Genomic DNA, 21,432 nt, shown 5'->3' on the forward strand with positions numbered 1-21,432 from the left:
AAAAAAAAGATAAACTTCCGCAGAAGTTTATCTTGTTCAATGTTTGATTTCTATTTTATTTTAAAGTCAGAAAAGCCACTTTCTTTTGAAATCTGTGCTTCCCGCTTTTCTTTTCAAAGGAACAGCACCTTTTTACAAAAAATCAGGATCTAGAATTTTTACTTTAATAAGCCTCATTGTTGCGGGCCATTTCAATAATTCTGAGCATGGTTTCTTTATCCATCGCACCCGGCATATAACCATAGACATTGCCTTCCGTGTTGATCAGATAAGTTGTCGGCAGCCCGGTAATTCCATAATTGTAATTAACCTGGCCGTCTTCATCAAATACGGTCGGAAACGTATAGCCGTTCTTATCCAAAAAGTCGATGACGCCTTGCTTATCCGTTTCCCGGCCCCCAGGCTGATTGACGACCAGAATGACCAGATCCTCAGGCAGCTCTTCATACAGTTCCTGCACCGAAGGCAGTTCAGCCTTGCAATAGGTACACCAGGTTGCAAAAAACTGCAGCATCACGATCTTTCCTTTATATTGGGACAACGTATGCGTATTGCCATACTGATCTGTCAGCGTGAAATCATAGGCCGGGATCACTTCGCGGCCGTTTTCATCCGTCGATGGGGTTGCGGTCGGCTGTCCTCCTGTAGAAACTGTTCCGTTATTGGATTGACGCTGCAGCTGATCGGAAATCGTGGCCGCTGCCGGCACACTCATCCACAACCCCATAACGATCAATAAGATTCCGCCCAGCTTCATCGCTTTCGGCAGCCAGCTCTTTTTTCGATTCAGCCAGTTCAGCGCTTCTTCTGTAAACAACCCCAGAATCAAAAAGGGAACGACAAAACCCAATCCGTAGCAGAAGATCAAAAGCGTACTGCTGGAGGAAGCCGCCGCAACAACCAGTATGGACGAAAGCATAGGTCCGATGCAGGGGGTCCAGGCAAAACTGAACAAGAAGCCCATCGCGTAAGCCTGAATCAAACTCCCGGCTTCCTTGCCCGCCTGCTTTTGCGTCAGCCGAAACTCCCGCATTAGAAACGGAATTTGAATCCAGCCTAACTGAACTAAGCCGAAGAAAACAATTAAAATACCGCCCAGCAAGGAAATCAGCAGCCGATTCTCATTCAGCCATCCGCTGATCCCTTTCGCCGACATCGCCGCAATAAAGAACACCGTACAGATGCCCAGTACAAAGGCCAGTGTAAAACCGAAAATATGCAGTCGTTTCCGCCAGCCTGTCAAATCTTTTTTCAGCGCATCCTGACTTAAATACGCCATATATACTGGTAAAATCGGCAGAACGCAGGGGGAGAAAAACGACAGAAACCCCTCCGTCAGCACAAGCCATGCTTGATTATTCATACATCAAATCCTTTCCTCTGCTGGTTAAAAAACAAAGGAAAATGCCGTTTGCAGCATTTCCCCCTTATTCATTTCTTACTTGATTAAGAAAAAGTAAGCTAAGACCAAAACACCCAAAACAATCCGATAAACGCCAAACGCCTTAAAGTCATGCTTGCGGATATAGCCCATTAAGAAGCGGATCGCAAACACGGAAACGATGAAGGCAACGATCATACCGACAAGCAGCACGGAAGCTGTCGCCAGGGAGAAGGCGATCTTCATTTTAATCAGTTTCAGCAAACTTGCGCCAAACATAACCGGAACGGCCAGAAAGAATGAGAATTCAGCAGCAATCCCACGGGAACAGCCCAGCAGCACGGCCCCCAGAATTGTCGCTCCGGAACGGGATGTTCCCGGAATTAAGGCCAGCACCTGAAAGACTCCGATCGCCAGCGCTGTTTTGTAGCTCATCTTATCAAAAGAAGTGACGCTCGGACGGCGATGCCGATTCTCTATCACCAAGAAGGCTACGCCATACACAATCAGCATGGCCGCCACGGTAATTGGATTGTAGAAATAAGCGTCGATCAAATCATCAAACAAGACGCCGATAATCCCCGCCGGCACGACGGCGACAATCACTTTCAGCCATAAATCAATTGTGCTGCGTTTTTCATAAGCGTTTTTACGCGGAGAGAACGGATTCAGCTTGTGGAAATACAGCAGCAGCACTGCCAGTATCGAACCAAACTGAATCACAACCATAAACATGTCGACAAACTCTTTATTGGCGGCAACATCCGCCAGCACCGTCAGCGGCATCAGTTCGTTGACCAGAATCATATGCCCAGTACTGCTGATCGGCAGCCATTCGGTAATCCCCTGGACGATTCCCAGCACGATCGCTTTTATCATTTCTATCATCAGATTCACGGACTTCACTCCTTCACTGTTAACATCTTAGCAGACAGACTTCGTTATTATACCATCGAAATGCGCCGGGCTCTACCTTTTCCGACGCTTTTCCTGTTTTTTTGAACTGACGCAGGCCTTATTGACTGCAATCCAGCTCCATGATGTAATCGTCCATATAATAACCGCCGCCAATCGAATTTTTTTCTTCACGCAGCGTAACAAATCCCCACTTCCGATAGATGGCAATGGAATCCGCATTGAAACGATTCACAGTCAGCTGGATTTTCCCAGTTCCTTCTTTCGCTTCATTTTTTAAGCATGAAAGCACCCGCGATGCTAATCCCAATCCCCGCAATTCTGCCTTAAGATAAAGCTTGCTTAGAAAGAGATGCTCCGGACGCCAAGCTGTCGCTACGTAGCCGCACAGTTTTCCTTGCCAGAAAACACCGCGGTAACGATAGCCTTGGCTTGCGATCTGATCCTGCATCGCAGGCAGGGATTGGAAATGCTCAACCATGTAATTGACCTGATCCAAACCCAAAATTGATTCATAATGTTCATGCCAGATGGTTTCGGCTAAGGCCGCAATTTGCTCCAACAGCGCTGCATCAGCATCTTGTAATTCAAAGGCTTCCATAAATTTCTCCTTCAGTTCATTCTTTTTAAACTCTATCTTTTTTCCGAATACGGTCATCCTCCGCGTTTTGTCCGCGGTAACGATTGCGGCCGCGTTTGTTTTGATGGTGCTCAACCAGGCTAGAATACTGACTTTACTGGCCGGCCTTGGCCATCTCAGCTTCTCGTTGTTTTTCCAGTGTCATCCGCTCCAGAGCCAAAAGTGATTGTTTGATTTCTAATCCTCCGCCATATCCCGTCAGCGAACCATCCGTCCCAATCACGCGATGACAGGGAATAAAGATTGGAATCGGATTGCGATGATTAGCCATTCCGATCGCCCGCACTGCTTTCGGCTTGCCGATCCTTTCCGCCTGCTGCCGATAGGTCCGGGTTTGTCCATACGGAATTTCCATCAGCGCCTGCCAGGCTGCTTTCTGAAAATCCGTGCCTTCCGGATGCAGAATCAATTCAAAAGTCTGCCGCTTTCCAGTCAAATACTCCTGCAGCTGTGTAAACGCTGACCACAAACAGGCCGTTTCTATGACTTCGCATTCTTCCTCTTGCGGAAATTCATGTTCAAAATTCACTTTAACAATCCGTTCGTTCCATTCTTCAATCCGAATCATGCCGAGCGAAGTTCGGCGATAAAAACATGCGTGCATAGATTCCTCCCTGATTGTGTCCTACATCCGCCCAGGATCACAGCTCCTGCTTCTCGAACAACGGCAGATTCTATTTTTTATTTTACTCTAGCCGCGCCAAAAAGAAAAGGTTTGTGCGCTGGCTTCTTTTATTTGCCCCTTGGCATAAAGAAAAACGCCAGAAAGTATTCCTGACGCCAATGCTATCAGCTAAAGTAAACCAGATCGTCCTGCAATTCCTCAGCCGGCTCAATGGCCTGCGCATGCGGAACTACCAGATTGCGCTGATATTCCTCATCATATTCAACAACGATACGGGCAGTGAGAGTAATCCACTCATTCATCACTAATTTGACAGGTTTAACACTTTTGCACAGATAACCGATCAGCGACGTATCTTCCGCGCAGCAGACCATGGCATAACGGCCCATGACAAACGAGCGATTATCCTTCTCGATATGCACGACTTTACCCTTAAACCGCACGACTTTGCCGTCATATTTATAAGGGTGATCCAGCGCATCCATATACCACAAACCATAATCATCATCCTGAATATCAATTACCGACGCATTGATATCAAAGGGCAGATCATCTTCCGGCAGATCATTAATTCCGCCGTCAACAGATTCATAGATGATCTGCGCCCCTTTGTTGATCGCTTTGATGTTGCTGCGCAGAAATGACTTCTTCGTGTTGGAGTCACAGCGGTTAATTAAAATCATTTCCGAGTGCACCAGCTGATCATACATCAAGGAACGCATATTGTTGACATACATCATAAACGTCTGGGCATCCACTGTGGAAATAATCTGCACCAGCATCCAATTCAGCGGAAATTCCATATCCAGAAATTCCGTCACGCTCCACATACCGTTGAATTCAATAAACACCTGCTTGGGGCGGTATTCCTGCTGAAGCTTCTCCAGATAATCCGCAGTCAGCTCTGCCTTATCCTCAATGTTCACCAGAACCGAATGAGTCTGCTTTAAAAACGTTTTTTCAAACTCAACTTCGCCTTGCTCGCAAGCCAGAATCAAGGTCTTTGATCCATCGTTGAATTCCGGATCAGACAGGGTTTCTTTCATCATGGAGGACTTGCCGCTCTCCAGAAAACCAGTAAATAAATATACAGGAACGTCCATAAACCTACCCCTTTACGTGAAACAGCTCTGCCAGCTGAGCTTCATCCAGCTTTGAACCAATAACGCACAGCATGCCGGCAACAGCCGCTGCACCCCGACGAATTTCGCATTCTTCCGGCACCATATCAAAATGCAGCCAAGTACCATCGGTACACGGAACGATGCCTTTGGCCCGCAGAACTGTACCGGTAACCGCTCCCGCAGCAATCTGATCTAAGGCCTGCTGCAGCTCAGCTTCCTGATAAACATGGGCGGTCTGCACACCCCAGCTGGTAAACACTTCATCGGCATCATGGCCATGATGGTGGTGATGATGGTGATGATGTCCGCATCCACATTCTTCATCATGATCGTGATGGTGTCCGCATTCACACTCTTCATCATGATCGTGATGGTGTCCGCATTCACACTCTTCATCGTGATCGTGATGATGTCCGCATTCACATTTTTCATCGTGATCGTGATGGTGTCCGAATTCGCATTCTTCTTCGTGATCGTGATGGTGCGGCAGACATTCATCTTCTTTCATCAGCTGTTCCATCAGTTCCTTCTGTTCCATAGCCTCCAGAATCTGCGCTCCGCTGATCGCTTCCCAAGGGGTCGTAATGACAACCGCTTTCGGATTCTTTTCCCGAATTAAGGCAAGGCATTCCGCCAGCTTTTCTTCACTCAGCTTCTGTGTCCGGCTCAAAACAATGGTGTTTGCATGTTCAATTTGATCGTTAAAGAACTCACCGAAATTCTTCATATACATTTTGCATTTCGTCGCATCCGCTACGGTTGTGAAGCTGTGCAGCTCCATTTCCGTTTCTGCCTGAACGCCCTGAACCGCACCGATGACATCCGACAGTTTTCCCACTCCGGAGGGTTCAATTACAATGCGATCCGGTTTGAACTGTTCTTCGCATTTTTTCAAAGCTTCGGCAAAATCACCGACCAGACTGCAGCAGATGCAGCCTGAATTCATCTCTTTGATTTCAATTCCAGCTTCCTTTAAGAAACCACTGTCAATGCCGATTTCACCAAACTCATTTTCGATCAGGACGATCTTCTCTTTTGGAAAACCTTCCTGCAATAATTTTTTAATTAATGTCGTTTTTCCTGCGCCGAGAAATCCTGAAATAATATCAATTTGTGTCATGATTCATCCTTCTTTCTTTTTTATTCCGCAGATCTTTTCTACTGTACCGCTGACTTTTCCGCTCCCTATTCAGGATCCGAATAAGCCTGTGTTCCTTATTTTAGCACTTTCCACTTAGAAATGACAGGTTTCTGCCTGTTCTGTTTTCATTGTTGACCGATTTTCCATGTTCCATGCCTCTTTGTTCTACTTCTTAATTAGAGAAGGGTTGTTGAATGTGAAAATCCAATGTGAACACTGCGGCGAAAACCTGACAAAAACGGTACGCACGGTCTTTGCCTGTTATGACGCCGGTCCGCTTGAGTGTCCTCATTGCCATGCCCTTCAATCGCGAAGTCTGACAGAAATTGATTTTCTGATGGATCAGCTGCTTACACTGTTGTTGATCCTTGGATTGATCCTGCTGCTGCCCGCGCTTATGCAAGTCCGCTCTGAGCTGTTGCCGTTGGCTAATCTTATCTCATTGGGCGGAGGTATTTTGCTTCTGGATCAATTTCGTTTATTTCTTTATCACTTCTCTCCGAGCATTTCCAGGCCGCTGTCTCCGCAGGCTCAGCTCAGCGTAAAAAACCGTTTCAATGCTTTGCGGCTGAACTATATTGGTATTCTAGTCCTCATTTTTATGGATTTTAACAAACCTTCCGTTCTTTATCCTACTTTTGATCAGTCTGGTTCTTGTCAGTATGCGGCTGATGGTTCTTTTGTTTCACTGAATTTTATTCAGGATACGCCTTTAATTTCAGCTTTTATTTTTCTAATTTCTCCGGTATATGTTCGTGTCAAATGCTCATTTTACGCTATTTTCACAACCTGGAATATGATACAATAAATCAAGGTGATATCAATGAAAGTTAACTGTGAAAACTGCAAAAAACCAATCACATCGCAGGTCAACGCTCTATTTGAACAATTTGAACCGGGATCGGTAGTCTGTCCGCACTGTCATCATCAGCAAAAGCGCTATGTCAGCGAAGCCGATTTGTTGATTTATTTCTGTTTCAGCGCTGTACTCTACTCCGCAGTTCTCGTTTTGATCTTCTTCCTGCTGAATTGGAAGATGCAGGCCTGGGTTCTGATCCTGGCTGTCATCTTGTTTGTGATCACTTATATTGCGATGAAGTACGGCAGCGCTCAGCTGTATGAAAAAGCTTATTTTAAAGCGGATATCAAAAACAAGGTCATTCAGGAAGAGGCCAACACCGTGCGCAAACGTTTAAAAACCCAATTTATCCTGTTCATGCTCGTGGCCTTTATGTTTGGGACTCAACCTGAATTTGTCCCGTTCTTCTTCATCCTGATCTTTGCCTTTCTTTTGCTTACCATTATTAAAGTGCGGTTGGCGATACGGAACGAAAGAGCCCAGAAGTAAATTCCGGACTCTTTTTCTTTTTTGGATAAATTTCTTTAGGCTGTTGTTTATTTCTTTGCCGTATACTTGCGGATATCCAACGCAACCGCGACGATAATCACGATACCCTGTACGATGAACTGATAGGAAGTATCGATCCGCAGGTACTGCATCGAGGTTTTCAACAATTCAAAAACAAGCACACCCAACAGGATGCCGGACACCTTACCGACGCCGCCGTTGGTTGAAACACCGCCAATCGTACACGCTGCGATCGCTTCCAGTTCATAGCCCAAGCCCAGATTAACCGAGGCGCCGCCGGATTTTGCCGCCAACAGGAAGCCTGCCAAGCCATACATCAAACCGGCCAGTGTATAGATTTTCAATTTTGAACGGTTGACATTGACGCCGGAAACTTCCGCCGCGTTTTCATTGCCGCCAATCGCATACATATATTTGCCATAGCGGGTTTTATTATACAGGAACCAGAAGATCAGCCCCGCGGCAATCGCGATCAGGAATAACCACTTAAAGCTGAATTTTCCAATGATAAACATCGGATCGGTTGCTACCCCGGTAAAGTCAGAACGCAGGCCGCCGACCGGGTCCGCACCGGAATAAACAAGGTTAATGCCATACACGATGGTCTGCATACCCAAGGTTGCCAGAAATGGCGGAACTTTCAGATAAGCGACAACACAGCCGTTAAGCAGACCGAAGAACGCCGTGATCAGCATGACGATCAAAAGCACGACAACTAACGGCATCTGCGGCAGATTTTCAAAGAATTTTGCGGTATAATCCGGCCGCTGCAGCAGCGTACAGGCAATAACTCCGCCAAATCCAACCATCCGGCCGGCCGACAGGTCAGTTCCCTTTGTAATCAAACAGCCGCTGACGCCCAAAGCGATGATAAAACGCGGAGTAACATTGGTAATGATATTGCTGTAATTCGGTCCGCTGAAAAATCCTTTACGGGTAAAACCGACAAAGAGCACCAGCAGGACTAAAAGTATTACGATGGCATTATTGCTTAGAAAATCGGTTACCTTTTTCTTATTGAATTCCATGAATAGTCCCTCCCCTTACATATATTTCGTCGCCAGACTCATGATTTCCTCCTGAGTCGTGGTCTTACTGTCAACAAAACCGGTAACGCGGCCTTCGCACATCACCATGATCCGATCACTCATCCCGATCAATTCCGGCATTTCGCTGGAAATCATGATAATCGCTTTGCCCTGCTTGGCCAGATCGGCGATAATCGTATAAATTTCATACTTTGCGCCAACGTCGATACCGCGGGTTGGCTCATCCAGAATCAGAATCTCCGGATCGTTGGCAAGCCAGCGGGCGATGATGACTTTCTGTTGGTTGCCGCCCGACAGCGACTGAATCTGTGTTTTTGTACTCGGTGTTTTTATGCTCATCTTATCGATGTTGTCCTTCACCAAACTATCCAGCTTCTTGTTATTCAGCACTACACCATAATCAATGTATTTGTCCAGCGAAGCCACGCCAACATTGTCAGAAATGGACAGAACCCCGAAAATTCCGGTAGCCCGGCGATCTTCCGTCAATAAGGCAATGCCCTTTTTAATCGCATCCCGCGGATGATGAATCTTGATCGTTTCATTTTTATAGGTAACGGTTCCGGATTCTATATGCCGAACCCCAAACAGCCCTTCCATCAATTCTGTTCGCTGAGCGCCGACCAAACCGCCAATGCCCAGAATCTCGCCTTTTTTTAATTCAAAAGAGACATCACGGAAGCTGCGCGGATCAATCGATGTGAAGTTTTCAACTTTTAGAACAACCTCACCTGGAACATTGGACCGCGGCGGGAAACGATTAGTCAGCTCACGGCCAACCATGCGCTGAATGATCAAATCTGTCGTTAACTCGCCTGCCGGCCAGGTGCCGACGTAAGTACCGTCACGCATGATCGTCACTTCATCGGAGATTTTTAGAATTTCTTCCATCTTATGAGAAATATAAATAATCGATACGCCCTTAGAACGGAGCTTATTGATAATATCGAACAGTCCCTCAACTTCGTTTTCCGTCAGCGATGACGTCGGCTCGTCCATGATCACGATCTTGGCATTGACAGAAACAGCCTTGGCGATTTCAACCGACTGCATTTGCGAAACGGACAGCGTTCCCAATTTGACTTTGGGATTGAAATCCAGATTGACTTCTTTTAAGAGGTCTTCCGTTTCCTTATACATCCGCGCATGATCCACCACCTGTACCGGCCCGATTCGTTTCATTGGATAGCGGCCGCAGAAAATATTTTCAGCGATACTGCGGTCCGGAATGGGCTGCAGTTCCTGATGAACCATCGCAATGCCCCGATGCAGCGCGTCGTTGGTATCTTTGATATCCACTTCTTCATCGTTGAAAATAACCTGTCCTTCATCCTTTTTATAGATGCCGAACAAACATTTCATCAGTGTGGACTTGCCGGCTCCGTTTTCACCCATTAACGCGTGAACGGTTCCCGGACGGACATTCAGACAGACGCGGTCGAGCGCTTTAACGCCAGGGAAGCTTTTACTTATATTTTTCATCTGTAAAATATAGTCACTCATGAATAAATCCCCTTCCTCTTTGAAATCCAGAAAAATTAAGTGTGCGCGAAGGCACACTTAATTTTCGAATTCTTTTACTTATTTGTACTTATCAACGTTTTCCGGAGTAACCTTAATGTAGTCAATCCAGTAGTAAGGATCCAGCTTATCACCCTTTACTGCCATAACGGCGCAGTCAACTGCCTGATGCGACTGATTGATATGGTCGTTCAGAACTGTACCTGTCATACCGCCGGTCGAAACCAGGTCAACGGCTTCTGCCAAAGCATCAACGCCGACCAGATAAATATCTTCACCGACTTTGCGGCCTGCCGCTGTGATTGCCTGAGCTGCGCCCAAAGCCATCGCGTCATTGTTGCAGAAGACAGCTTCAATCTTATCACCATACTGAGTTAAAGCATTCGCTACGATTTCCTGACCTTTGGCCTGATCCCAATCGCCGCGCTGTTCATCTAATTTTTCAACTTTCAAACCAGAAACGGCTTCGTATTGAGAAATCGAGAATTCTGTACGATACTTCGCATCAACATTTTCCGGATCGCCGACAACCATGACATACTGTAAGATGCCGTCGCCGTTGAGATCGCCATTGTTCGGCAGATCCGCGATCAGTTCGCCCTGATACTTGCCTGACTGACGAGCATCAGCGCCGACATAAGTAATCATGCCTGGGAATTTCTTCATATCTTCTTCACTTGGTTCACGGTTGATGAAAATGCATGGCTTGTTTGCTGCTTCGCACTTATCAATGACGGTTGCGGCTGAAGTAGCCTGGACTAAGTTAATGATCAGAGCGTCATAGTCCTGAGCGATGAAGTTATCAATCTGGTTGGTCTGTTCAGCCATATCGCCTTTGCCGTCCTGAATTGTGACCTGATATTCTACTTCGTCCGTATTCAGCGTTTTGAAATAGCTTTCGATTTCCTTCCGGTACAGCGTCATGAAGTTATCATCAAATTTGTAGATGGAGACACCGATGTTGTAAACTTTTTTATCGGTATTGGCTCCGCCGTTATCCGTTGGGGTATCATTATTACCGCCGCCGTTGTTGGAGCATGCAGCAAGGGATAATACCATCAATGCTGATGCAAGAAAAGCAAATAGTTTTTTCATCTTTTTCCCTCCGTATAGCTTCTGTATACGCTTACATTCTATGACGTTTCAAGTCGCCGTGTCAATGAATCCAGATAAACTTTCAGCATGTTTTATCTAGTTTTAGTAAAATCTATTTTTATTTAATTCGACAATTAATGTTAAAGAATGCCTTTATCATTGGCTTTTTCCAATTTTATCCAGATGGTAAGAGAAAATGTAAGCGGTAACAATTTTAGTAAAACATCAAGTTCATTGTGATTTATTTAGTAAATTATTTTGACTTGTTCACTGAAATTCGTTAGAGTAAGAATGAGAGAAGAGTTGATAACGATGTCTACGATTAAAGAAATTGCCCAGCGGGCAGGCGTATCCGCAGCCGCCGTATCGCGGATACTCAACTATGATCCAACCTTAAAGGTTGCGGAACAAACGCGCCAGCGAGTCTTCGATGAAGCGAAGAAACTGGGCTATGTCAAACGCAAAATCAAAACGAAAAATAAATATAATCCGATCCGGATCGGCATCGTGCAGTGGTATTCAATCGAAAAAGAACTGAATGATCCGTTTTACCTGTCGATCCGAATCGGAGCAGAAAGTTATCTAAATCAAAACAACATTGAAATGATCCGTTCCTTTCGCGGCGATACAGACTTTTTAAGCAAGCTTTCAATGCTGGACGGTCTGATCTGCATCGGCAAGTTCTCCAATCAGGAAATCAGTGAGTTCCGCAAACTGACTGACAAAGTTATTTTTGTTGATCTGTATATGCCGAAAATATTTGTAAACACCATTGTCATGGATTTCCGCACTGCTGTCTTGGAAGGGCTGGAATACCTCAGTGGTCTAGGCCACTCCCGAATTGGTTTTCTGGGCGGTATTGAACATACTTCCGACGGCGAGGTCTACTTTGAACAGCGGTTCCATTGTTATCAGGAATTCTGCCGGCATAAAAACTGGGATAACAGCCGCTATGTCCGGCGTGATCAATTCACGGTTGAATCCGGTTATGCGATGATGCTCGACTTGATCGCCGCGCATACGGTCCCAACAGCTTTGTTCTGTGCCAGTGATGCGATCGCGATGGGCGCGCTGCGGGCATTGCATGAGAACAATTACCTTGTACCCGAAGACATTTCGATCTTAGGCTTTAATAATAATCAGAATACGGCTTATACGAATCCGCCGCTGACGACAATTTACGCTCCGGCTCGGCAAATGGGCGAGCTGGCTGCCCAGTTTATCACGCAGTTTGCAACGAAAGATAAAATCTATCCGATGCAGATCACGCTGCCGTGTTCTCTGATTCTGCGCCAATCCTGTACTCGTCCGCGTTCAAAAACGAAATAAGCCCTCCTTTGCCTCCATTGTTGAGGTCACTCTTGCTTTATCATTCAGCTGGAAAGATTATCATGACAAGAATCAGTTATAGGCAGAAGCTATTCATTCTACCGCAAGCTTCTGTTCAGCCTTGCTTAGTCCTTATTTTTAACAGAGTTTTGATGAAGCCGTGTATGAAACTGATCGATACAAAAACGAATAAATTCCCGGGCAGAAATTTCCTGATTGTGACGCAGCGCCAAGATAACAAAGAAAACCTCTGAAAGGGTCAGATAAACATCCTTTCCATCAAAAATAAAAAGATTGGGAATCTGCAAAAAGTCTAGGCTCCCGCCCCAGAATATTTTATCAATTAAGCTGCAGAAGCATCCAGCCAAACCACAGATCATGATGATTCTGACAACAATGGTAGTTTTTTTCCGCTTGATTTTATAGAAGCGATAACCTCCCCAATAAAGAAAAAGAATGATCAGATTAATCACGATCAATAGCAATGGATTGGACAACAGCGAAAGAAATTGACCACCGTAGGAAAGCTGCGTGTTCTGGATAGGATGAAACCGCAGCCATCCGTCAATCAACGTGAATTCGCAATCCATAAACCGGTTGGCAATCACCAGCTTGATGCTTTGATCAATCAAGATCAACCCCCAGACAGGAAGAACCCATAAACGAAATCGTTTCATCCTTTGACCACCTCGTATTTTTGTATTGGTTCAATTCTATCATAAACAAACTGGATATGACATTATTCGGTTTTTTTATGCATCGGCAATCTATTTAAAGCCAAAAAAAAGCCGCGGACAAGATTCTTCCGCGGCTCAATTATTTCTTTGTTGTCCGGCTTAAGGACGCAGGCCTGATCCCCCCTGCAGTGTGATCGTTTCCCCACTGATATAGGATGCATCTTCACTGGCTAAGAAAAGGCAGGTTCTGCCGATATCCTTTTCCGCATCGCCGAAGCGCCCTAACGGAACACTCTTGATCGTCTTGGCATAGACATCCGGATATTCTTCTTTCCATTTTCTCAGCTGTTCAGTTTCAACTAACGGGCAGACAACGTTGACATTAATCCCATACTCGCCCCACTCCGTAGCCGCAACCCGGGACAACCCGCGGATTCCTTCCTTCGCCGCAGCGTAGGATGCCTGACCCAATCGACCGGCCAGACCCGCGCCGGAAGCAAAATTGATCACGCTGCCCTGAGTTTCTTTTAAATAAGGGAAAGCTGCACGCATCATGAAGAAGGTTGCATACAGGCCGGAATAGATGGCCAGATCAAAATCCGATTTTGTATGATCCGCTAACATGACACCCGATTTGGAAGCTTGAGCATTGTTGATCAGAACATCCAGATGTCCGGTCATTTCAATCGCCTTGGCAACAACCTTCGCCGCAGTTTCTTCCTGGCCGAGATCCCCGGCGACATAGCCCACACGAATGCCGTAAGCCGATTCCAATTTTTCTTTTGCTTGTGCTAAAGCCGATTCCTGACGTCCGGTAATGACAATGTCAGCACCTTCTTTGGCAAAGGCCGTTGCGACACCGAAACCGATCCCCTTGCCGCCGCCGGTAATAATGACTGTCTTTGATTTCATTTTCATAAATTTCTCCTTTTGATTTCTATCGATAAGCTCATCCACGATTACGATTCAATTTTTTCAAAGGCTGAGGCTGGAGCGCTGCAGACCGGGCAAATGAAATCCGGCGGCAGAATTTCGCCTTCATAAACATAACCACACAGCAGGCAACGCCAACCGCTGACTCTTTTCTTCTCCTCTTGATAACTCGGCGCATTTTTCGGCGTCCTGCCATTTTTAACCTGATGATAATATTCATAAGTCATCACCGGTCCGTTATCCAGCACTTCACTGCCGACAACCTCACCAATAAACAGAACATGCGTTCCCAAATCCAGGGTTTTTACAACTTTGCAAGAGAAGCGGGAAGCGGCGTGGGCTTTAACGTAAGGCAATCCCTGTTCATCCGTTCCGCAGTCCAGGCCGGAGAACTTATCCGTATCACGGCTGCAGTGAAAACCAAACCGGCCGATCAGTTCCATATCAGCACTCTGTTGTAAAACGGTAACCGCGAATTTGCCGCTCTTTTCGATCCTCTGTTCTGTCGCGTTGTCCTTATTTAAAGTCACACTGACTTGGGCCGGCGAACTGGTCACCTGATTGAACGTATTGGCAATACAGCCAGCCTGCTTGCCATCGGCCTCTGTACTGATGATGTATAAACCATAACTAAGTTTGAAGAATGCTTTGGGATCCATGATTGCCCTCCTTTATTGATAATGATTATCATTTTCTATATACATTATCTTCCAGATCGTTCTGTTTGTCAACAACTTTAACTACAGTTTTAATGATAAAGATAAACTGCGGAACATCCATTCGGATTTACTTTTCTCACGATTCCCCTTTTTTTCGTTTTAAACCCTTTTTTTTCCGCAAAACTCACGAATTGAACTAAAAGAAAAACAGATCACCGAAATAATCTGCTTCATTTCTTATCTATTCCGACATCATTCAGACATTGAGTCCTGAGCTTGCGGCTCCATTCTGCAGCCCACTTGCTGTTAGATTTCAATCATGACTCAGCGCATAACGTTCAGCTTACAGTGCGGTCCCTTTTTTGGGGATGTAAAAATGTCTGAGATCCACGCCCTCCTGCTGAAGCAGCCAGATTTTCTTATCTATTCCACCGGCGTAGCCTGTCAAGCTTCCCTGTGTTCCGACAACTCGATGGCAGGGAATAATTATTGAAATCGGATTATGTGCAACAGCTCCGCCGACAGCCTGCGCGGACATTCTTGAAACGCCGAAACGCTTGGCCAGTTCCCGCGCAATCATTCCATAGGTTGTCACTTCACCAGACGGAATTTCACAAAGCCTCTTCCAAACTTCTCGGCGGAATTGACTGCCGCGGGGCGCAAGGTTTAATTCACTGATCAGCGGTTGTTCCCCGGCAAAGTAGCGATCAAGCCAACGTCCAGTCTGACAAAGGATCTCAGAATCTTCTCGATCCTGCATTTCTTCGCGCAGTGATCCTTTGTAATACTTCTGTCCTTGCAGCCACAGACCAATCAGCTGTCCCTCACTTTCCGCCAGAAGTAAATTTCCAATCGGTGAGCCATAGTTTCGCGTATAGATCATTTTTCTCCTCCTGCAGCTTTCATCCTAATAAGCATTCAGATGGTTCTGCTTCGCTTATTCGTCATCTTTGCACTGCCTTTTTGGTTTGCGGTTTCTTTGTCTTTGGCGCATAATCTCGCATTCCTTCGATTGCCCCGCCGGCCACCGCCCACAGATACAGACTGGCTGTACTGCCGTAAGGACTGTAGCGCCGCCGATATTTTTCAAACAGCCGGCGGTCTATTTTCCGATGATGGTAAATCATCCGCAAACCACGCAGAATCGCCAGATCCCCATAGCTGAATACATCCGGACGCTCAAGACAGAATAACAGAATCATTTCCGCTGTCCACACGCCGATCCCTTTCAACTTGACCAGTTCATCAATCACCTCCTGATCCGGCAGCTGCTTCAGCCTTTCCAAGTCCAGTTCACCCGATTGAATCCTGCGGGCGAAATCCTCGATATATGCCGCTTTTTTAAAGGTGATTCCGCACGCCTGCAGCCGTTGCGTCCCAGCCTCCAAAATAGCCGCGGCCTTGATGTCTTCCAGATCTTCCTGCATCCGCTTCCAGATTGTCTGCTGAGCCTTCGTGGAAATTTGCTGACCAATGATGTGATGAATGATCGCCGAAAAGAGGTCGTCATCGACCGCGCGTTCAATCCAGCCGATCTGATCAATCACACGGCCCAGCTTGGGATCACGCTGCTTTAAATAATTGATTTCCGTTTCGCCATATTTGAATACAGCTTTTTTCGCTTCATGCATGTTGTATCCTCCACGTTGACGCCGATCTTATGTTAACCGTCGGCTTTTGATAAAGGAAAGGTCACTTTCCGAAAGATTTCTTTCTTTGCGGCAGAGCTTTCAGACACTTCCTGATTTTCGCAGTCAGCTTTCCGTTCGCGGCTATTCCTTCCTGTCGGATAATCACCAACACACAGAATCCCAGACAAACAATCCCGACAAGCTGCAGCGGACGAGTCCATTGAATCAGAAGATGAATACGGTCCCACCCTTCCGTAAGCTTCGTAATATCGGGTATTAACTTTTCTGCCTTAAACCAATAGTAATCCAGCTTCTGCATCGGAAGCAAACTGATAAAAAATCCGCTTAACAAAAAAACCGAAAGCCCCGCTGCGCGGCCATGCTTCATCGGCCGCCAAAGAAATAACAGACCGGCAGCCGCGGCCAAAATCAACAGTGTAATAACAATGGGATAGAGCTGGGACAACCGTGCCGCACTCACGGGCGGCAGCTCGTTAAAACTCCATTGTGAAGAAAGCTGAAAGAGAATTCCAGCCAGGATTGAACCGATCAGACAAAACCAAGCCAGTGACTGAATCAGCTTGATCCATCCGGAGTCTTTGACAAACCAGTTCAGCTTCGTGTTTAAAATCAGAAAAGCGGCGAAGGCGGCAAACAAACCAGGCAGCCAGATCGCCTGCACCAGCAAGGACTGAAACTGCAGAAAGACTGGATATTGGCAACTGTTTGCAAACGAGATCGACAATTTCTGATAAGGCCCCACCATCGGCAATAATCCGATATAAGGCCGCCACGATGTATAAATCTGCTCAGCCGCAAGCTGAATAACAAAACAAACCCACAATCCGCTGTAAAGCACACCGCATAGTTTACTCATGGGCTACTTCATCATCGTAATCATCAGCGCTAAAATCACTAACATTGTCATTCCTGTCAGCGACAGAAGAATAGCTCCCTGCGGCCAAACCCGCCGCGCGATTTCAACCGCAAAAATCAAAATCAGTCCTGTCCAGATCATCAGCTGCGGCTGCTGCGATAAACGCAGAGCCGGCTTCCGCGCTGCGGCATGGCCTAAAATTTCATCGGTTGTTACCCCCAGACAATCCGCCAGCCTGGGCAGCAGCGTAATTTCCGGATACCCTTCGCCGCGCTCCCACCGGGAAACCGCGCGGTTGGTCACATTCAGCTGATCCGCTAGCTGCTGCTGAGTCAGGTTCCGGACTTTGCGCAGTTTGGCAATCCGGTGTCCCATTTCTTCTGCATTCATATTCAATCCCTCCTTATTTCCACACCTTCATTGTACGAAAATAAATGGAATCCGCGCAATCCATGCCTGCTTGACTTCCTCCACGATTCATGGATTTCTAACTTTCCAGGCTTTTATTCGTAAGTTCCCCGAACAAGTAACTGCCGATCCTTCATCATCAATTTACCGCGGGCGATGACCGTATCAACAGCCAGATCCTCATCCAGCAGCACGATATCCGCGTCCATTCCTTCCTGCAGCCGGCCTTTATGCTTCAGCTGCAGCGCGTCGGCAGGATTGCTTGTCACATAGCTCAAAGCTTCGGCCAGATCAAAATGATTTTCCTTCACCATCCGCACCAGCTGCTGGTGCAGAGCTTGGACGCTGGATACGCCAATCTGCGTCAGGCTGCCGCGTTCATCATAATTCGACCAGCTTCCCTGTCCATCCGAGCTCAGCGTAATCCGGCTGGGATCCAGTCCCCGCTGTTTAGCTATTTCGATATAATCCCCGCAGCTTTTTTCCCGGCTTGATCCCGCCGTCAAATCAATCCAGCCGCCCAGCCGCAAAAATTCAAGCGCCTGTTCAAACAAGACAGGATTGCGCGTCACATGCGTCGGATGAAAAACCTTCGCCGGAATGGCCGTCTGCTTCAGCGCGTCAAAGACCTTGTTCAAGCCCTGCGGATCATCCCCCATATGCAGGGTCACGATTCCCGCTTTACCGGAAAGCATCCCGGCCACCCGCACATCGGAAGCCAGGCGAATCAGTTCCTCCAGCGTCACGTTGCTGCTGCGATGATCCGCCAGAGCCAGCTTGACGCCGATCACTTCGTCGATAAACAAAATATCCTTCTTCACATCGCCGGTCAGCGTCACGCTGGGATAACTGTATGAGCCGGTCAGGCACACGACGCTGAGTCCTTCTTCTTTCAGCGCTTTCGCCTTGGATATCAGATTTTCCACGGAACGTGAAAACCCGTCGGTCCCCAATAATCCCACAGCGGTCGTGATTCCCCCTTCAATTAAAGCCGAGAGCTGTACTTCCGGTGTTTTCGTATGAAAGCTGCCTTCCCCGCCCCCGCCGGTAATGTGAATGTGCTGGTCAATCAAACCCGGAACCGCAATTTTCCCACGAGCGTCAATAACCTCCGCTTCCCGGCAATCCAGATGCTCCGCCATCTTCACAATCTGTCCGCCGGCGATCAAAATATCCTGACGTCCCGCAAAATCCGGGACATATACGTCTGCCTGCTGCAATACAATCATAAAAACCTCCTGTTTTTCTTTCATTTTAACACGATGCCGGGTGTCGGAACAGATGAGAAAGGGTATAATGGAAGCAGAAATGAAGCAGGGAGATACCTCGGATGAATGAACTTATCAATTTTGCCGGCAAAGCCACGGTGATTTACTTCGCTGTGTTTTGCTTATTTTATATCAGTGATAAACGGCGGATCATCAACGGCGTGCTGTTAACCATCGGTCTGTTTCTGATTATGGCTGACTTAACGCTGCTGGCCTTGAACACGCACGGTTCTTTCTGGCTTTTTGCGGGCGTCGGCCTGTTTCTTTCCGCCTTGTTTTTCTTTCCAATTTTGTCCTTGATTCTGGGCGCAGTCTTTCTGATCCGTTCACCGCAGCTATGGGAAAAAGAAGGCATAAGTCTTCAGCACAGTCTTTCGCTGATCTTTGGTCTGGCCTTCCTTCTGGGCTGGCTGATCCTTCCGCTTGGTCTGTCGCATTCCCAATCGCTGCCATGGTTTCTCAATCTGGCGCTGCTTGCGGGCGCCGTCTTGTATCTGTATTTGATTTTTACCTTTGTCTGCTACCTCGTATCGAGCTGGCTGTTTAAGCTGAACCGGCCGCTTTTGAATCAGGACTTTCTGATCATCTTAGGCTGCAAGGTGAACAGTCAAGGCTTAACGCCTTTATTAAAACAGCGTTGTGATCGAGCCCTGGCTTTCTATCATAAACAGGAGGCTAAAAAGAAGCGGCTTTTCTCCCGCCGAAAAAAGTCGCTGATCCTGATTCCTTCCGGCGGGCAGGGGCCGGATGAACCGCGGGCTGAAGCGGACGTGATGAAGGAATACCTGATGGAACAAGGGGTCCCGGAAGCTCGGATTCTAGTTGAAAACAAATCCGTCAGCACTTATGAAAATATGGTCTTTTCCAAACAGCTTATGGATCAGCAGAAGAAGTCATATAAATGCCTGTTCTGCACCAGTGACTATCATGTATTCCGGGCCGGACTGCTTTCCCGCAAAGCCGGTATCCGGCGCTGCAGCGGCATCGGCTCACGAACCGTGACCTACTTTTCCTACAATGCTTTCCTGCGTGAGTATATCGCAGCGATGATGATGCACAAGAAATTTCATCTGATTGCAGCCGGGATTTTATGTTTTCCATGGATTGCGGCGGCACTGCTGCTTCTGGCGGCGTTGTTCATCCGCTTGTTGTAAAGAACAGACATTCAGCGAAAGCCGTGTTCATTGGGCGTCCATATTCATCCTTCATCTAAAGATTTAAAAAAAGACCAAAACTCCGAAATCAGGAATTTTGATCTTTTTGTTTTATTCGATGGATTCGCTGACTAACATTCGATCCAGTCTTCGCCGGATTGGCAGGGTGATCAGCAAGGTGGTCGCCTCCGCGAAAGTAATCGTCAGCCAGACCCCCAGCTCGCCTAAAAACTTCGGGAAGACCGCAAGGCCCAAGAGAATGAAGATCAGCCCGCGCATGAGGGCGATCATCGTCGTTACCTTGATACTTTCCACTGATTGGAAATAATACATCAAAACAGTATTGACCGCTGTGAAGACAAAGGAGATAAAGTAGATCCGCGCGGCCCAGACGCCATGATCGATCAGACCGGCATCCGAACTGTTGATAAAAAATCCAATGATCGGCCGCGGGAAGATCAGAATCAACAGATAGCAGCCCAGCGAAAAGATTAAGGCGCAGATCAGCGCTGTTCTCAATGTTGCCTGAACCCGTTTGATCTTGCGGGCGCCATAGTTGACAGAGAGCATCGGCTGAGCCGCCTGCGATATCCCGTTAAAAATCCCCTTGCCGACATAAGCGATATTGGAGATGATCGCAAACACCGCCACAGCATCTTGGCCGCTGACGTCCAGTAATACGATATTGAAGAAAATCACGACGCAGCCTAGACTCAGTTCCAGAATAAACGTTCCGGCGCCATTTTTAATGATGCGCTGAAACAGAGAAAGATCCCAAAATGATTTTGTGAACTTGAATGTGTTCTTTTTTAACAGATAATGGAATATCCAGATGCTCATCGCTACGCAGGGTCCCAGCGCGGTTGCCGCCGCAGCCCCGAACAGTCCCCATTGGAAAACCGAAACAAACAGCCAGTCAAAGAGAATATTGGTCGCATTGCCGCACACCGCCGCACACATAACCAGCTTGGGATTGTAATCCGCGCGGATGATCACCTGCATCGTACAGTTTAAAATATAAATCAGCGCAACACAATGCAGCGGCTGCAGATAATCCTTGACCCCCTGAAGCAGCTCAGGACTGGCCCCCAGCATGCGGGCAAAAGCATCGGGAAATAACAATCCGTAGGCGCTCATCAAAATTCCGATCAAAGCACTGCACAGCACCGTCATCGTCAGAACCTGACTGACCTGTTCCTTTTTCCCTTTCCGATCAATACGGAAATGGTGACCGCGCCGCCGACACCCAGCATCAGTCCCAGCGAAGAATAAATCGTATAGACCGGCATCGCGATGTTGAAAGCGGCCAATCCCTGCGCCCCAATGCACAAACCAACAAACATGACGTCCACGATGCAGTAAATCGAATTCGTCAGCATTCCGACGATTGTCGGAATCAGATAGGACACATACGTTTTTTTAATATCCCCAGACAATAACGTTTGTTCTTTTTCCATAGCTCTCTCCCCATTTCAAAACAGCATTTAGTGTAGCATACCGCTATGGAAAAGTCACTCCTTTCAGGTAAATATTTTCCTGCTGTTCAAGGTTTTCTGAATCAATGATTCAGAAAAAAAAGAATGCGGCCGCTCGGTAAAAAGAATCCATGCGCGTTTCTTAGAAGGAACTTTTACAG

At 47.0% G+C, this 21,432-nt stretch carries 22 protein-coding genes and 1 pseudogene; 4 read left to right on the top strand and 19 right to left on the bottom strand.

The features are described from left to right. Window positions 1-163: 163 nt before the first annotated feature. The 6 genes from BN162_RS07245 to BN162_RS07270 form a co-directional block, all read right to left on the bottom strand. Entirely contained in the window at window positions 164-1,363 is a 1,200-nt protein-coding gene (locus tag BN162_RS07245; RefSeq protein ID WP_020224409.1) for a cytochrome c biogenesis protein/redoxin, read from the bottom strand. 75 nt (window positions 1,364-1,438) lie between these two features. Next, entirely contained in the window at window positions 1,439-2,269 is an 831-nt protein-coding gene (locus BN162_RS07250; RefSeq protein ID WP_040451625.1) for an undecaprenyl-diphosphate phosphatase, read from the bottom strand. Window positions 2,270-2,396: 127 nt separating this feature from the next. After that, on the bottom strand, window positions 2,397-2,897 hold the full coding sequence (locus tag BN162_RS07255) for a GNAT family N-acetyltransferase (protein ID WP_040451627.1): 501 nt from the start codon (window positions 2,895-2,897) through the stop codon (window positions 2,397-2,399). 133 nt (window positions 2,898-3,030) lie between these two features. Next, the gene (locus BN162_RS07260; protein WP_020224412.1) at window positions 3,031-3,540 is read right to left on the bottom strand and encodes a methylated-DNA--[protein]-cysteine S-methyltransferase; all 510 of its coding nucleotides are present in this window, start codon (window positions 3,538-3,540) and stop codon (window positions 3,031-3,033) included. A gap of 185 nt (window positions 3,541-3,725) precedes the next feature. Continuing rightward, a complete protein-coding gene (locus BN162_RS07265) occupies window positions 3,726-4,664 on the bottom strand; it encodes a TIGR03943 family putative permease subunit (protein ID WP_020224413.1) in 939 nt (312 codons plus the stop codon). A 4-nt stretch (window positions 4,665-4,668) separates the two neighbouring features. After that, window positions 4,669-5,805, bottom strand: a complete 1,137-nt coding sequence (locus tag BN162_RS07270) for a GTP-binding protein (protein WP_020224414.1) — start codon at window positions 5,803-5,805, stop codon at window positions 4,669-4,671. 358 nt (window positions 5,806-6,163) lie between these two features. On the opposite strand from BN162_RS07270, the gene BN162_RS07275 reads away from it, so the two are divergent. Then, complete coding sequence (locus BN162_RS07275) at window positions 6,164-6,634, top strand: hypothetical protein (protein ID WP_154651799.1); 471 nt, start codon at window positions 6,164-6,166, stop codon at window positions 6,632-6,634. 15 nt (window positions 6,635-6,649) lie between these two features. Then, window positions 6,650-7,174 (top strand): LIM domain-containing protein, encoded by a 525-nt coding sequence (locus BN162_RS07280; RefSeq protein ID WP_020224416.1) that lies wholly within the window; start codon window positions 6,650-6,652, stop codon window positions 7,172-7,174. Window positions 7,175-7,221: 47 nt separating this feature from the next. Here the strand turns inward: BN162_RS07280 and mglC are convergent, their stop codons facing one another. From mglC to BN162_RS07295, 3 genes are all read right to left on the bottom strand, one after another. Further along, window positions 7,222-8,223 (bottom strand): galactose/methyl galactoside ABC transporter permease MglC, encoded by a 1,002-nt coding sequence (gene mglC / locus BN162_RS07285; RefSeq protein ID WP_020224417.1) that lies wholly within the window; start codon window positions 8,221-8,223, stop codon window positions 7,222-7,224. A 15-nt stretch (window positions 8,224-8,238) separates the two neighbouring features. After that, window positions 8,239-9,747: a sugar ABC transporter ATP-binding protein gene (locus tag BN162_RS07290; RefSeq protein WP_020224418.1), complete on the bottom strand. Its 1,509-nt coding sequence runs from the start codon at window positions 9,745-9,747 to the stop codon at window positions 8,239-8,241. A gap of 78 nt (window positions 9,748-9,825) precedes the next feature. Next, window positions 9,826-10,860, bottom strand: a complete 1,035-nt coding sequence (locus tag BN162_RS07295) for a substrate-binding domain-containing protein (protein WP_020224419.1) — start codon at window positions 10,858-10,860, stop codon at window positions 9,826-9,828. A 312-nt stretch (window positions 10,861-11,172) separates the two neighbouring features. Between BN162_RS07295 and BN162_RS07300 the strand changes: the two genes are divergently transcribed. Continuing rightward, on the top strand, window positions 11,173-12,189 hold the full coding sequence (locus BN162_RS07300) for a LacI family DNA-binding transcriptional regulator (protein ID WP_020224420.1): 1,017 nt from the start codon (window positions 11,173-11,175) through the stop codon (window positions 12,187-12,189). Between the two features lie 125 nt (window positions 12,190-12,314). Here the strand turns inward: BN162_RS07300 and BN162_RS07305 are convergent, their stop codons facing one another. The 8 genes from BN162_RS07305 to iadA all read right to left on the bottom strand — a co-directional run bounded on the left by BN162_RS07305 (window position 12,315) and on the right by iadA (window position 18,603). Beyond that, a complete protein-coding gene (locus tag BN162_RS07305) occupies window positions 12,315-12,866 on the bottom strand; it encodes a signal peptidase II (protein WP_020224421.1) in 552 nt (183 codons plus the stop codon). 159 nt (window positions 12,867-13,025) lie between these two features. Then, window positions 13,026-13,784, bottom strand: a complete 759-nt coding sequence (locus tag BN162_RS07310; protein ID WP_020224422.1) for an SDR family NAD(P)-dependent oxidoreductase — start codon at window positions 13,782-13,784, stop codon at window positions 13,026-13,028. A 41-nt stretch (window positions 13,785-13,825) separates the two neighbouring features. Next, a complete protein-coding gene (locus BN162_RS07315; RefSeq protein ID WP_020224423.1) occupies window positions 13,826-14,458 on the bottom strand; it encodes a flavin reductase in 633 nt (210 codons plus the stop codon). A gap of 343 nt (window positions 14,459-14,801) precedes the next feature. Beyond that, window positions 14,802-15,341 (bottom strand): methylated-DNA--[protein]-cysteine S-methyltransferase, encoded by a 540-nt coding sequence (locus BN162_RS07320; protein ID WP_020224424.1) that lies wholly within the window; start codon window positions 15,339-15,341, stop codon window positions 14,802-14,804. Window positions 15,342-15,402: 61 nt separating this feature from the next. Next, window positions 15,403-16,089: a DNA-3-methyladenine glycosylase family protein gene (locus tag BN162_RS07325; protein WP_020224425.1), complete on the bottom strand. Its 687-nt coding sequence runs from the start codon at window positions 16,087-16,089 to the stop codon at window positions 15,403-15,405. A gap of 61 nt (window positions 16,090-16,150) precedes the next feature. Then, entirely contained in the window at window positions 16,151-16,966 is an 816-nt protein-coding gene (locus BN162_RS07330) for a hypothetical protein (RefSeq protein ID WP_020224426.1), read from the bottom strand. Window positions 16,967-16,969: 3 nt separating this feature from the next. Beyond that, window positions 16,970-17,356 (bottom strand): helix-turn-helix domain-containing protein, encoded by a 387-nt coding sequence (locus BN162_RS17810; protein WP_020224427.1) that lies wholly within the window; start codon window positions 17,354-17,356, stop codon window positions 16,970-16,972. 113 nt (window positions 17,357-17,469) lie between these two features. Then, on the bottom strand, window positions 17,470-18,603 hold the full coding sequence (iadA, locus tag BN162_RS07340) for a beta-aspartyl-peptidase (protein ID WP_020224428.1): 1,134 nt from the start codon (window positions 18,601-18,603) through the stop codon (window positions 17,470-17,472). 101 nt (window positions 18,604-18,704) lie between these two features. On the opposite strand from iadA, the gene BN162_RS07345 reads away from it, so the two are divergent. Further along, window positions 18,705-19,796, top strand: a complete 1,092-nt coding sequence (locus tag BN162_RS07345; RefSeq protein ID WP_020224429.1) for a YdcF family protein — start codon at window positions 18,705-18,707, stop codon at window positions 19,794-19,796. A 111-nt stretch (window positions 19,797-19,907) separates the two neighbouring features. Here BN162_RS07345 and BN162_RS07350 read toward each other — a convergent pair whose 3' ends face one another. Together BN162_RS07350 and BN162_RS19245 are read right to left on the bottom strand one after the other, a co-directional pair. Then, entirely contained in the window at window positions 19,908-20,756 is an 849-nt protein-coding gene (locus BN162_RS07350) for an MATE family efflux transporter (protein ID WP_390620512.1), read from the bottom strand. A 9-nt stretch (window positions 20,757-20,765) separates the two neighbouring features. After that, window positions 20,766-21,253, bottom strand: a pseudogene (locus BN162_RS19245) (MATE family efflux transporter); the annotation flags it as partial. Between the last annotated feature and the right edge of the window lie 179 nt (window positions 21,254-21,432).

The organism is Holdemania massiliensis AP2, assembly GCF_000327285.1.
In the GTDB taxonomy this organism is placed as follows: Bacteria; Bacillota_I; Bacilli_A; order Erysipelotrichales; family Erysipelotrichaceae; genus Holdemania; species Holdemania massiliensis.

Coding starts and splice junctions, on each gene's coding strand:
- BN162_RS07280 (WP_020224416.1), top strand. CDS start 6,650: ATGAAAGTTAACTGTGAAAACTGCAAAAAACCAATCACATCGCAGGTC.
- BN162_RS07245 (WP_020224409.1), bottom strand. CDS start 1,363: ATGAATAATCAAGCATGGCTTGTGCTGACGGAGGGGTTTCTGTCGTTT.
- BN162_RS07250 (WP_040451625.1), bottom strand. CDS start 2,269: ATGATAGAAATGATAAAAGCGATCGTGCTGGGAATCGTCCAGGGGATT.
- BN162_RS07255 (WP_040451627.1), bottom strand. CDS start 2,897: ATGGAAGCCTTTGAATTACAAGATGCTGATGCAGCGCTGTTGGAGCAA.
- BN162_RS07350 (WP_390620512.1), bottom strand. CDS start 20,756: ATGTGTGCGGCGGTGTGCGGCAATGCGACCAATATTCTCTTTGACTGG.
- BN162_RS07275 (WP_154651799.1), top strand. CDS start 6,164: ATGGATCAGCTGCTTACACTGTTGTTGATCCTTGGATTGATCCTGCTG.
- BN162_RS07320 (WP_020224424.1), bottom strand. CDS start 15,341: ATGATCTATACGCGAAACTATGGCTCACCGATTGGAAATTTACTTCTG.
- BN162_RS07345 (WP_020224429.1), top strand. CDS start 18,705: ATGAATGAACTTATCAATTTTGCCGGCAAAGCCACGGTGATTTACTTC.
- BN162_RS07260 (WP_020224412.1), bottom strand. CDS start 3,540: ATGCACGCATGTTTTTATCGCCGAACTTCGCTCGGCATGATTCGGATT.
- mglC (WP_020224417.1), bottom strand. CDS start 8,223: ATGGAATTCAATAAGAAAAAGGTAACCGATTTTCTAAGCAATAATGCC.
- BN162_RS07265 (WP_020224413.1), bottom strand. CDS start 4,664: ATGGACGTTCCTGTATATTTATTTACTGGTTTTCTGGAGAGCGGCAAG.
- BN162_RS07270 (WP_020224414.1), bottom strand. CDS start 5,805: ATGACACAAATTGATATTATTTCAGGATTTCTCGGCGCAGGAAAAACG.
- BN162_RS07325 (WP_020224425.1), bottom strand. CDS start 16,089: ATGCATGAAGCGAAAAAAGCTGTATTCAAATATGGCGAAACGGAAATC.
- BN162_RS07300 (WP_020224420.1), top strand. CDS start 11,173: ATGTCTACGATTAAAGAAATTGCCCAGCGGGCAGGCGTATCCGCAGCC.
- BN162_RS07330 (WP_020224426.1), bottom strand. CDS start 16,966: ATGAGTAAACTATGCGGTGTGCTTTACAGCGGATTGTGGGTTTGTTTT.
- BN162_RS07290 (WP_020224418.1), bottom strand. CDS start 9,747: ATGAGTGACTATATTTTACAGATGAAAAATATAAGTAAAAGCTTCCCT.
- BN162_RS07315 (WP_020224423.1), bottom strand. CDS start 14,458: ATGGATCCCAAAGCATTCTTCAAACTTAGTTATGGTTTATACATCATC.
- BN162_RS07305 (WP_020224421.1), bottom strand. CDS start 12,866: ATGAAACGATTTCGTTTATGGGTTCTTCCTGTCTGGGGGTTGATCTTG.
- iadA (WP_020224428.1), bottom strand. CDS start 18,603: ATGATTGTATTGCAGCAGGCAGACGTATATGTCCCGGATTTTGCGGGA.
- BN162_RS07310 (WP_020224422.1), bottom strand. CDS start 13,784: ATGAAAATGAAATCAAAGACAGTCATTATTACCGGCGGCGGCAAGGGG.
- BN162_RS07295 (WP_020224419.1), bottom strand. CDS start 10,860: ATGAAAAAACTATTTGCTTTTCTTGCATCAGCATTGATGGTATTATCC.
- BN162_RS17810 (WP_020224427.1), bottom strand. CDS start 17,356: ATGAATGCAGAAGAAATGGGACACCGGATTGCCAAACTGCGCAAAGTC.